The 13,294-nt window shown below is 43.2% G+C and carries 6 protein-coding genes; 2 read left to right on the top strand and 4 right to left on the bottom strand.

All coding sequences use genetic code 11. The features are described from left to right. Positions 1-949 (bottom strand): serine hydrolase (locus tag VF500_RS17215; protein ID WP_330860865.1); only part of this gene is annotated, 949 nt, incomplete at its 3' end. Positions 950-1,262: 313 nt separating this feature from the next. Between VF500_RS17215 and VF500_RS17210 the strand changes: the two genes are divergently transcribed. Then, positions 1,263-4,892 carry an MBG domain-containing protein gene (locus VF500_RS17210; protein WP_330860864.1) on the top strand — a complete coding sequence of 1,210 codons (3,630 nt, stop codon included), beginning with the start codon at positions 1,263-1,265 and terminating at the stop codon, positions 4,890-4,892. Positions 4,893-5,088: 196 nt separating this feature from the next. On the opposite strand, the gene VF500_RS17205 is transcribed toward VF500_RS17210, so the two are convergent. The 3 genes from VF500_RS17205 to VF500_RS17195 all read right to left on the bottom strand — a co-directional run bounded on the left by VF500_RS17205 (position 5,089) and on the right by VF500_RS17195 (position 11,265). Next, positions 5,089-6,711 (bottom strand): SusD/RagB family nutrient-binding outer membrane lipoprotein, encoded by a 1,623-nt coding sequence (locus VF500_RS17205; RefSeq protein ID WP_330860863.1) that lies wholly within the window; start codon positions 6,709-6,711, stop codon positions 5,089-5,091. Positions 6,712-6,729: 18 nt separating this feature from the next. Next, positions 6,730-10,020, bottom strand: coding sequence for a SusC/RagA family TonB-linked outer membrane protein (locus VF500_RS17200; protein WP_330860862.1), 3,291 nt, complete (start codon positions 10,018-10,020; stop codon positions 6,730-6,732). A gap of 63 nt (positions 10,021-10,083) precedes the next feature. Further along, entirely contained in the window at positions 10,084-11,265 is a 1,182-nt protein-coding gene (locus tag VF500_RS17195) for an ROK family protein (protein ID WP_330860861.1), read from the bottom strand. Between the two features lie 117 nt (positions 11,266-11,382). Here VF500_RS17195 and VF500_RS17190 point away from each other — a divergent pair, with 117 nt between their 5' ends. Further along, complete coding sequence (locus VF500_RS17190) at positions 11,383-12,732, top strand: alpha-L-fucosidase (protein ID WP_330860860.1); 1,350 nt, start codon at positions 11,383-11,385, stop codon at positions 12,730-12,732. Positions 12,733-13,294 lie beyond the last annotated feature (562 nt).

The following is a 13,294-nucleotide window of genomic DNA, read 5'->3' as shown; positions in this document are numbered from 1 at the left end:
TCATTTGCTGATTATTTGTCATCATCACAATGGTAATGCTATCGGGCAGCCAGCTGTAAATGGTAGTCTCATAGTTACTGTTTGAGCCCTGATGCTGATGCCAGATGAGTTTGCCATTCTCAAAGCCGGTCGACCCCAGGCTGCTTTCTCCTCCCGGAAAATTAGCAGCCAGTTCGGCTAAAGATTTTGCTGACAAAATCCTGCAATATTCCAATGCCTGTGTCCATTTGTACAGATCATCTATAGGCAAGCGCACCCAACCGCTCATTACCTGGCCATAAGGAGTGTTTTTACCGGAATTGTCAAAAGCCTGCGCCATTCCGGGCGCCCCCACAGGGTAATCTACCACAGCGTGGCCGATGCCTGCCGGTTTGAAAATGTATTTTGCCAGGAATTGGGCGTAGGTCATTTTGCTGACCTTTTCAATGATGCGCATTTGCAGGTAAACATTGGCGTGATTGTAGATGTAGCCGGTACCCGGCGCAAGCGCAAGCTCTTTAACAGACCTGAGGTAGTTATATAAGGCAGAATCAGTATCGCCTACTGTGGCCGGTGGCAGCGGAATCCCGCTGGTATAATTAATAAGATGCCTGATCTTTACCTGCCTGGCCCATTCCGGAAATTCTGGAAAATATAAAGACAAGGGATCGTCCAGTGAAAGCTTACCTTTTTCCTTTAATACCATGATAGCCGTCCCGTTAAACTCTTTGCTAACCGAACCAATATCGAACCGAAGCGAATCATGCAGCGGGATGGTTTTATTGCCGTTGGCAAAACCCAATGATTGCCGGTAGATGACCTTGCCACCCTTTGCAATCAGGATGTTGCCATTGTAAATACCGCGCTGATAAGCCAACTGTACCACTGAATCTATACGTTGTGTTAAAGACTGGGCTTCGCTTAAAACAGCATGCATGCCGATAAGGAGCAGGATAATTAATCTCTTCATACTATGGGTTAAAGACGTGTGATTTTTTAAAACGTTACCGTTCCGTCCAACTTTCCGGATAAGTTTCTATCAACATATGTTTGGTTTTAAGTATTAAATATTTTGCAATTAAAGAGATAACTAATGGGAAAGTACATCACCACATCAAGCACACGATTTTGATAGAAAAGCACGCAAATCATTTGATTTACTGTTTTTCTTTTCAGGGAGTACAACGAAACAAGTATCTTCGGGGATTAAAATATTAGCCTAAACCATGCACAATAAGTTACTGGCAGTGTGCTTTATCTGCTTTTTCTGTTTAAAAACATTAGTGTCACAAGCACAAACAATAACGGCACCTCCAGCTTCCGGCACCATCACCGGTTGTGCAGGTTCACCTTCGGCCAGCCCTAACCTACAGCAAATTACTGTTACCTCCAGCGGCTTATCATCGGCTATTACGGCTACTGCGCCTGTTAACTTTGAGATATCATTAGCGTCTGCAGGCGCTTACAGTAAAACTATCTCATTACCGCAAACGGGCGGTACTGTCTATGTTCGATCTGCAGCAATTGCACCTGTTGGCAGCCTGTCTGACAATGTCAGTTTTACATCGGCTGGTGCCGGTGTTTTTAATGTCCCGGTGAGTGCTACTATAAAAGCATTGCCTGTTGTTAATGCGATTGCCGATCAAACTGTTACCAGTGGCGCTTTGACGACGCCTGTTAATTTTACCGGCACCGCCCCCGTTTACCAATGGACCAACAGTAACCCGGGTATAGGAATTGCCGCAAGCGGTTATGGTAACATCCCGGCTTTTACAACAATTAATCCAGGTACCAATTCAGAAACGGCAACCTTTACAGTCACTCCATCCCCAAACGGATTTATTTTTACGGGCAATGCCAACAGCAATTCGGTTTCAATGGTCAATTCGAATAACAACACCGTTGTAGCTACGATACCGGTTGGTAATGGCCCGTATGTAACATTGGTAAATCCTAACCAGCGTGAAGTTTATGTAAGCTGTTTTTATCATAATGAAGTTGATGTATTAGATGCATTAACAGGCAGTATAATCTCTAAGATAGCGGTTGGGAATAATCCGGAGCATATGACCACAAGCCCCAGCGGAAGCATGTTGTACGTAGTAAATGGAGGTGGCGCCAGCGTTTCAGTTATCAACACAGCTACTCACGTAGTGGTAGCAACTATACCCGTCGGAGCAACACCGCAAATATTGACTATGAGCCCCGATGGAAGCAAATTATTTGTATCAACCTATGGTACCTTTGGCGAAGGCCCCATTTACGTTATCAATACAGCTACCAATGCGGTAACCGGTACTATTACGGCGGGTATGGCGGTTCGGGCTTTAGTTATTAGTCCCGATGGAAACCGGCTTTACGTCTCAAACGGCGGTATCCAGAACCTTGTGGTGATTAATGTAATAACCAACAATGTAATAGCCGCTATCTCTGTGGGCAACTATCCGCTGGATCCTGTTCTCAATGCCGACGGAAGCCGACTATATATAGCTAACATGCTTTCTAACGATGTATCCGTTATCAATACTGCTACAAACACCGTTATTGCAACTATTGCCGTTGGCAACTACGCTTTTGACTGCGCACTATCCGCAGATGAAAAATTTTTATATGTTGTAAACCGGGAATCACAATCGGTTAGCATAATAAGCACAGCCAGCAATACCGTAATAAAAACCATATCGTTAAGCGGACAGCTCGATTACCCTGTATTAAGTCCGGATGGTACTCGTTTATACATTACAGACGATGGCAGCAATGTTATTCACGTTATCAATACTGAAACTAACACTCTCATTACCGATGTGCCGGTTGGCTTAAATCCCCTTATGTCCAGTAAATCAATCAGCATTGGCAACGGGTGCTCCGGTGCGCCAAAAACATTTAAAATAACGGTTAATAAAGCTTTACCCGTTATCACAGCGCCGGGCAATATTAATGCTGTTAATACTACATATGGGATTCCTTCCACTGCCGAAAGCTTTACGGTATCCGGCACTAACCTTTCAGCAGGAATAACCGTTACACCTCCGCCCGGCTTTGAGGTAAGTACAGATAATGTAAATTTCAGCAGTACCGTTACTGTTGGCGGTGCAAACATAGCCGGCCCGATTACCGTTTATATCCGGTTAGCAGCTAAAACCAATGCAGGTGTTTATAGTGGCAACATAGTTTTAAGTAGCAGTGGGGCCACAAATATTGACATAAATATACCTAGCAGCACAGTATCTCCTTCTATTTTAAATATCACGGGTACGTATGGTAAATACTATGGCGACGAACTCACTGACTATACGCTAACGGCAAATACCCCGGGCGTAACCTTTAACCCGGTGGGATTGCGTAACAATGATGCTTTTAAATCTATAAAAATTGCCTTTGGCAACGGGGCCAACCCTACCGCCCAGGTTGGCACATATCCTGGCACAGTTACATTATCTGATTTTCAGGGCGATAACGGTTATCTTCCCGGCAACTATATCATTCATTATTTCCCGGTCGACCTGGCTGTATTGCCCGCGCCCATCACTATCACCGCCAACAATATAAATAAGCCCTATGGTACTGCGCTAAGTGATGGATCTTCGTCGACCGGCTTTTCGGTAACTGGCTTAAAAAATAACGAAACGATAGGTACCGTGTACATGCTATATGGCTTAGGTGCGCCGGCACCGGCATCGCCGGGTGTTTATACCGGATCGGTAGTTCCCTCAGCGGCCGCAGGAGGCAGCTTTTCGCCAGCCAACTATACGATATCCTACCAGGCGGGTAACCTTACCATTAACGCGCCCCCGCCGCCAATATTAACCTATAGGGATATCCCCTCAACTCTTCAAACAATTTATGGTACCCCTTCTATAGTTACAAGTATCAGGATATTGGGGCAAAACCTTACATCGGGTGTTTCTATAAATCCTCCAGCAGGCTTTGAGCTTAGTACTGATAATAGCAGCTTTGGCGGCGCAATCGCGCTCACGCCGGATGCCGGAGGCAACCTCGCAATAACAACAATTTATATACGGCTGGCAGCTACTACACCAGTTGGGAATTACGCCGGCAACCTGGCGCTAAGCAATGCAGGCGCGGGTAATATCAATATACCGTTAGCGGGTACCGTTACTCCGGCACCACTTACAGTCACCGCAAAACCGGTTGTTAAAACCTATGGTGATTCCCCGGACAACGGTGCAGCATCTACAGCCTTTACAGCATCGGGATTACAGAACGAGGAAACTATTGGGACAGTTACCTTGTCATACGGCGCAGGTTCAGCAACAGATGATGCCGTTGGTGTCTATAATCCCTCTATTATTCCTTCGGCGGCTGCCGGAGGAAGTTTCAACAGCAATAATTACAATATAGCCTATATTCCCGCCGGCATTACTGTTAACCCTGCGCCACTTACCATCACGGCCGATAATATTTCCAGAGCTATTGCTAATGAAAATCCAATACTTACATTAAAATATACCGGCTTTGTAAACAATGAAGGCCCAGCACAGCTTACTACATTACCCCAGGCATCCACTACTGCGGTGCTTACCTCACCAGCCGGACAATACCCTATTGTAGTTAGCGGCGCTTTTTCGGCCAATTATATTATTAGCTATGTGCCTGGTAGTTTAACCATTTACTCGGCGCCGCAAAATATTAAAGTGCCTAATACATTTACACCTAATGGCGATGGTGTCAATGATCTGTGGGTTATCAAAGATCTGCAATATTATCCCGGCTGCGCGGTGGATATCTATAACAGATATGGGCTGCAATTGTATCATTCACGTGGTTATAGCCAGGCCTGGGATGGTACGTATCATAACCAGCCATTGCCTTTTGGCACCTATTATTACATTGTGAACCTTAACGACGGCTCGCAGGCAAGACTTTCGGGGTATGTGACCATTGTGCGATAGTTACTATGCGTAGTCTTTTTCAGCATGTTCGGAGGGTTCAAGGCATAACTATCTGATAACTTATTCCCGGCGTTCATCTTTACCTGAATAATATAAAAACCGTGCAATTTCCCTATTGTATCAAATAACAATCTGCACAAAAAAAGCTGCCCACTATCGCGGGCAGCTCCTAATCAACCATTAACTATCTGGTATCTCATTTTACATCCCAGAAGATCTTTGTTGTACGTGTATCCTTTGCTTTTACATCATTATAATGACTGTTAAAACCAGTTTCGACACTTGGATATACTAAACGGGTTGGCGGCGTAGTATAATTTGCCAATTTACCGGTGCTCGGGAACGTGAGTTTAGGATATTTTGTGCGCCTGTATTCGCTCCAGGCTTGAGTACCCTGCATAAAGCCAAAATGCACCCATTTCTGTATCCATATTTTTGCCAGTTTTTCAGTCTGTGAACCTGTATATAGCACTGTTGGCCCGCCCTGAACTGTAGTGGTGTTGTTCAAAAGAAATACATTTATATCTGCTGCGCTCAACGTTGGCTTAACACCGGTACCTAAACTATTCAGATAAAAATAGAAATAAACAGATTGGCTTACTGCTGTTTCATAAGCTGCTTTCGGGTCGCCACCTCCCCAACGCTCAAAGGCCTCAGCTTTCAGGAAGTTAACTTCTGGCGCGGTTATCACAATACCCGGAAGTTTATTATTGGTTAAGAAAGTGGTTGGGTTAACAACTGAATATTGTGTAATTGTGCTCGAACCTTCTTCACCTGGCGTGGTTACCGCTTGTGCCCTAAAAACCGTGTTCGGTTTCGGGTTGTTCGGATCTGTAAGATCTACACCTTTATCAAATATTACTGGTATCCTTGGGTCATTAGCAGGGAGCATAGCTGTGTTTAACATATAATCTGGTGCCCCATTACTATTTCCCTCGGTAAGTGCACTTTGCAACGATCCGGTATAGGTGGTTAATGGAGTTAGTAAAACATCTGTAGAGGCAGGATTGTAATTAGCAGCATTATCGCCATCTATCAATGGATATGATGTTGGGTCGGCCAGCATTTTGGCTACTTCGGCTTTCGATCCGGCTTCATCATAAAAAGACATACGCATTAGCAGGCGCAAACGGATGGAGTTGGCATAGCGCCTCCATCTATCCACACTCCCGCCTAACAAGATGTCCTGATTAGTAAACGCCTTAGTGGCCTGTCCTGATAGTGTAGCTGTTTTAAAATATGTTGAAGCAGCATCTAAACCGGCAATGAAGCTTTTGTAAAGCGCTATCTGATCATCAAATTTAGGATTTTTAACCGTTGCGCTTGTTTCAAGGCTGCCAGCCTCGCTAAACGGGATATCGCCCCAGCAATCAACCATTTGTGATGCCTGATCATATAACGTTACCCGCGCAGCATTCATGATCACATCATTAGTTGCCTTGTCAGTAGCTGACATTTGGTTGTAAGTAACCTCCATAGTTTTATACAGAGCCATTACACCATTTGCAGAACCATTTGGATGATAAAAGTCCTCCCAACGGTTGCCCATATAGCCATCATTTGGCTGATACACGGTATTGGTATTGGGCAAATAAGAGGTTTGTGCAAAATAAGACGTAGCAGTTAATACAAACGTTCTGTATTGCCAGTACTCGGCCCTTACCCTGGTATTATTTAACATGCCGGTAAACATGTACGGAATAGTTACAACTGCTGTTTTTTCCGGGTTATTAAATTTTTCGTCGATGCTTTTTTTGCAGCTTCCCAATGATAAAGCAAGCAAAAACGCGTATCCTATATGTTTAAAATTCTTTTTCATAATTAATGACTTGTACTATTAAAAATTCGCGTTTAATGAGAATCCAAAGCTTCTTGTAGCTGGTGATGAACCTTCATCCACACCTTGTCTGTACCATTTGTCGCCAATCGGCGCTTCCGGATCAAGATTTTTCAGCGTGCGGTATACATACAATAAGTTTCTTCCTACTAATGAGAACCTTAAATTATTCAGGTGCAATGCTCTGTTTACGCTTGCAGGCAACCTGTATCCCAACACAACTTCACGCAATTTCACGTAGTTGTTTTTAAATACCGCGTTTTCGTTTACAGAGTTCTCGCCCCAGTCATAAGTATTCAGGTAATAAGAAGCGGCATCAACAATAGTGGTATTCTTTTCTCCGTTTTCATTTACACCTGGCAATACAACACCGTCGTTATAGGTTTTACCACCGTTTGGTGCAGTGCCTAAATGTTTGCCGCCGCTGCCATCAATGTAATAAGCCAAACCACCGTGGGCTGCATCACGATACTGTAAAGTACTTTCGTACATACCCGCAGCAGTACCATATTTTAATGGGTTTGACACCATTTTTCCACCAAAACGGTAATCAACCAATACATCCAAAGAGAAACCTTTGTAGTTGAAAGTATTGGCAATACCACCTACAATTTTAGGCTGTATATTACCTGCGTCCACATATTTTGACTTATCAATAGTGTACAAACCATCACTGTTTACGATTTTGTTGCCATTAGCGTCTTTGGCTATAGGGTAAACTAATATATTACCCATAGGCTGGTTTGGCTGAGCTACCACCAATAAGGCAGACTGATCGCCGACGTAGAATGTAAGCTTTTCAAAACCAGGTGCCAGGTTGTTTACCTTTGAATGATTAACGGCAAAGTTTAAACGTACATCCCAGTTAAATTTACCAACAATTGGCTTACCGTTTAAAGCAACCTCCAAACCGTTGCTATGTAAAGTAGCGGCATTGGCTATTATGTTTCCTGCGCCGTTCGATGGGGCAATATTCAACCCCATAATTACATTTTTAACCTGGTTGGTATAATAGGTTAAATCAAAACCTACACGGTCTTTCAGGAAACGGGCCTCCAAACCATATTCCTGCTCATATTTCATCTCGGGTTTTAACTCCAGGTTGCCATAAGTAGCATCATAGGTAAGCTGTGTAACAGAACCTGTTGATGTTGACAATGACGATTGGTTGTACAGCACGTTAGGAACATACCTTGGCGGTTTGTTGCCAACCACCCCGTATGATGCCCTTAATTTTCCATAGCTGATAAATTCAGGCATTTGAAACGCATCTGTAAATACGAAACCAGCATTTACCGACGGATAAAAATAGGTATTGTTTTTTGTAGGAAGCGCTGAAGCCGACTCATTACGTGCGGTACCTTCCAAAAACAAATAATTTTTATAATTTAAGTTTAAGATACCAAAAAAAGCCTGAGTTTTCATGAAACCACGGGTTGCCGTTGTTGTTTGCGTACCGTACGAGTTTGATAAAGAGAAGAAGTTTTCAGTTACCAAACCGCCATTGGTACCTGATGACTGATCACGATAGGTTTCACTACGTGAGGTATAGCCACCACTAATAGACATATTCAGATCTTTGGTAAGCTTAGGCGAATAGGTCAATAATAAGTCGCCGTAAGTACCTGAATATTGAGCTTTGGAAACACCATAATAGCCGGTGCTTGAAGGCGAGTTGAAAGCTACAGGATATTCGTTATACTGCATCGATTCGGTATTGCGGCCTGTATAATCACTGCCGATACGTCCTCTGAACTTCAAATTTTTCAACACATCCCAGTTTAAAGTAGCGCTGGTGATCAAACGGTTTTCGGTTTCATCCTCGCTGTTCTTTAACTGTGTCCAGAAAAAATCCATAATATCCCCACCGCTCATGTTATATTTAAAAGCTTCAGCCGGGTTCCTGACAGCGTTACCAAGGGTTACGTATTTATAACCCGCTGATGTTTGATAGTTATCCAACAATACATCCGCTTTTTCCGACCTGTTTAGGAAGCCACCAAAGTTGGCTAAAACCCGGTTAAGCTGATACGGACGGTTATGGGTTAAGGTATTTACATAGCTCGCGACGATATCCGTGCTAATTTTATTGCTTAACTTGACAGTTGTATTTAAGTTAAACGAGTTTTTTTGTTGTTTTTGACCGCGCTGGATACCGGTATAATCCAAACGGGTTGCCGACAAACGGTAGTTAACATTATCCGTTTGGTTTGATATAGCGATGTTGGCATTTGAACTATAGCCAGTTTGAAACAGATCTTTGTAGTTATTTGGCTGCGGAGTGTAATCCCTGATCTCGCCATCCCACCACCTGATCTTCTGACCTTCCATTTTAGGACCGAACTGTGCGTATGAGCTAAAACGTGGCCTGTATCCTGACGGTGAATTAGCATCAGCTAACCAGCCGTCTTCTGTAAAACCACCTGCAAGGTTGGTTGCACGGTCATAACCCGGACCGTAAACGTTTTGAAATTTTGGTGTAAATGCCACCTGTTCTGCAGTGCCCACATAGTTGAAATCAACACCAAGCCCCCTTGATTTTGAACCTTTTTTTGTAGTGATCACAATAGCACCGCTCATACCGTCAGACCCGTAAGTAGCTGTAGCACTCGCGCCTTTTAACACGGTAAGGCTTTCGATATCTTGTGGATTGATATCCAGGATACCATTACCCCTGATCCGCTGATCAGACCAGTAACCACCGTTATTTGCACCATCTGCACCAGCCTCGCTGTTATTACGGATAATAACACCATCTACAACGTACAAGGGCTGAGTGTTGTAGTTAAGTGAGTTGATACCACGGATCTGCACGTTTACAGCACTGCTTGAACCACCCGGCGCAGTAGTGATCTTAACACCAGGGGCCTTACCGTACAATGCCGAAGCAAAGTTGGTATTGCCTGCCTCGGTTAACTGTTTTGCCGTAATGGTAGTAGTAGCATAACCCAGGGATTTTTCCTGGCGTTTGATACCAAACGAGGTAACTACCACTTCATTTAATTCGCCTTTACCTGTAGCCAGCGTTACGTTGATCACGGGGTTATCGCCAACGGTAACTTCTTTGGGGGTGTAGCCTACAGATGAAAATTTAAGCACTGCACCTTTAGCCACTTTAATGCTGTACGCGCCGTTAATATTGGTTTGTACACCTGTTGTTGTGCCCACAACTAACACGGTTACACCCGGTAAAGGCCCGGCGTCATCGCGCACCACTCCCGTAACATTTGTTTGGGCAAATAAATTTGCCGAGATAAAAAGGGGCAGTAGCAGGACCACCCACCTTTTCAAGTTTAGATAAAATTGTTGCATGAAAATTGATTAATTGAGTTAAAAAAAGGTCTTTAGGTATGTTTATGCAGGCTCGGAGATACTGGCCTGCGGACTCAGTTTATATAGGTTTTCAATCACCGTGGTTACGCCCCCTAACAGTTGCGCGTTATTGCCCAGGTTTGAAACCGCCAATTGGGTGTAGGTGGTTAAATGAGGGATACAGTGCTCATTCATGGCTTGCTGAATAGGACTAAGCCATAATTTACCGATAACACTTCCCTTCCCGCTTAAAATAATACTTTCGGGATTCATCAAATGCAGCAATATGGCCAGGCCCTGGCCAATAAAATAAGCTGCTTCAGAAATTATTTTTATAGCGAATGCATCACCTTTAAGCGCTTCGGTAATGATATCATCTGCCGATAATGTATCATATTTTACCAGGCTGCTAACTTCGCCCTGTTTTAAACCTTCAATGGCTTTTGCTTCAATGGCCAGCAAAGAAGCTTCTGTTTCTAAACAGCCCTGCTTACCGCACGAGCATAATTTCCCGTTTTTGTGAAGCGGCAAATGGCTAAACTCCCCCGCAAAACCGCTGTGCCCTTTAAAAATTTCTTTATTGATGATCATCCCCAAACCAACACCCCAACCCAGGTTAATGATCATGGAGTTATTGCGGGCAATGGGAAGGCCAAATTTTTGCTCGGCCAGGGCTATAGCTGTCGAGTCATTTTCAATAAATACAGGTAGCTCGACTTGTTTGGTGATGTAGGTTACCAGTGTTTCTTCCGGCGATTTAAGAAAACTCAGGTTATTTCCCAAAAACGCGTCAATAAACCCCGGCATGGTAATACCTATAGCTAAAAATTTATCTTTTGGTAATCCTGAGTTAACAACTACAGTCTGGATACAAGCTATTAATGAATGAATAGCATCCTTGTTATCATTCAGTTTCAGCTCAAATTCCTGCACCTCACCTACAAACTCATTGTTCATGTTGACAATTACGATCCTTGTCAAAAACTGGTTCATGGCAACCGAAATAATGAAGCCGGTATCGCCTATCAATGAGTAAGTTGCGGGCTTTCTGCCCCCGCTTGAGGCCCTTATACCTACCTCTTTTACAATATCTAACTTAATTAAATCAGCTATCCCTTTGGTTACGTAAGGGACGCTTCTGCCTGTGTAAATACTCAGGTCATTAAGGGAAGCAGCCTTGCTGTAATACAGCCCTTTAATAAGGTCGATATTCTTGAGAAACATATAGCAGGGGGTTTATATCTGCATATTTAAATAAATTAATTTAATAAAGAAAGAAAACTTTTTATTTTTTTTAAAAAGTATAGCAAGAGTTTATAAAAGCAATAATTACTTTTGAAAATGAGAAGAAGACTATCACACATTTTCCTTGCACTATTTACCACGCTTTACGTGGGTAATGCACAAGCGCAACACCAGGTAAACCCTGATGAGATCAAAGAAAAAATGCAATGGTTTGCCGATGCCAAACTGGGCATATTTATTCATTACGGTATCTATTCTGTAAAGGGGATAGATGAAAGCTGGAGTTTTCATAACAAGAAGATCAGCTACCCGGATTATATGAGTCAATTAAAAGGTTTTACGGCAAACCAATATAAGCCCGATGAACTGGCAGACCTGATCAAAGAAAGCGGTGCCCGTTACGCAGTAATGACCACCAAACATCACGATGGTGTGGCCCTATGGAATAGTAAATATGGCCCATTGAACGTAGTACGAAAAACTCCGGCCAAAAAAGACCTGTTAAAACCATTGTATGATGCTTTGCGCGTACGTGGTATAAAAGCTGGTGCCTACTTTTCATTGATCGATTGGAGCCATGCCGATTATCCGGGCTTTTTGAAAGACAGCAGCCGGTACCAGGCTAATGCGCAACCGGCAAAATGGGCCAAATATTTAACCTTTATGAACGGCCAGTTGGATGAACTTGCCAAACAATACAATCCCGACCTTTGGTGGTTTGACGGCGACTGGGAACACAGCGCCGAAGAATGGAAAGCATCAGCAGTACGGCAAAAATTATTAAGCTACAACCCCAACACCATCATAAATGGGCGCTTGCAGGGCTTTGGCGATTATGATACGCCCGAACAAAACTTCCCGGTATCGAGGCCTAACTATAAATGGTGGGAGCTTTGTATGACCATTAATGACAACTGGGGCTATCAGCCACAGGACCAAAATTTTAAAACGCCCTATGAGATCATCAGCATTTTTACCGATGCTGTAAGCTATGGTGGAAATTTACTATTGGATATTGGCCCCAAAGGCGATGGCAGCATCCCGCCGCAAGAGGTAGAAATGCTTAAAGAACTGGGGGCCTGGAATAAAAAAAATGGCGAAGGTGTTTTTAATACCATAGCCGGCATGCCACAAGGCCATTATTATGGCGCAAGCACCCTGTCAAAAGATTCAACTACGGTATACTTGTTTGTCCCGGCTAAAACGAGCGCGCCGGTACTGGTAAAAGGGTTAAAAAACAACATCAAAAAAATAACCGTTCTTGGCAGCGATACACCACTAACCTATAAAATCGTGGGCAAAATTTCCTGGAGCGCCGTACCGGGATTGTTGTATATCTCCGTTCCTGAAAACCAGCAGGATAAATACATGTCTGTAATAAAAATTGAACTTAACGGAAAGCTTGACCTTTATCATGGTAAAGGAGGGTTTCTTACCAATGAGTAGTATAATAAGTAGGTGCTAAGATCCTTGATTATCAAAATACTGATAGCAAATTCTAAAACAAAAGCCTGTAATTAAACAATTGCAGGCTTTTGTTTTGGTGTTAGTCTCCGAAAATCCCTTCCAATTAAACCGCAACTGCCCTATTTATACGCGGATAAACCGTATCAGGCAAAAAAATTAAATTTTTTTTTTCCATTAAAACGGCCCTTGCAATAGCGAAGTACCGTTGCGAACAAAGCGTATCGCATGCGTTGTATCTTGCTTTTAATCAATAGTTTACAATAAATTTGTTTTATCAAACCAATTATCCGGGATTCCCCCAAAAGCAATAAGACCGTATGCTAAGCAAAAAAATACCGGGTCTGACAACCCGTAAACGGCTTGTTTTTATGGCTTTATACCGGGTATAACAGTTATAAACTAAAAACCAATTTATGAACAACAAACCAAAAACTACCTTTGCAACCCTGTTGGGCCTAATGCTCTTTACAGCCTTATTTTTCACTTATTGCACCAAAAAGCAAGTTGCACCGGCGGCGGGCAATAATCCTGCCTCACCTGC

Origin of the sequence: Mucilaginibacter sp., assembly GCF_036383575.1 — a bacterium.
Lineage (GTDB): Bacteria > Bacteroidota > Bacteroidia > Sphingobacteriales > Sphingobacteriaceae > Mucilaginibacter.
This window is presented reverse-complemented; position numbering and strand designations above follow the sequence as displayed.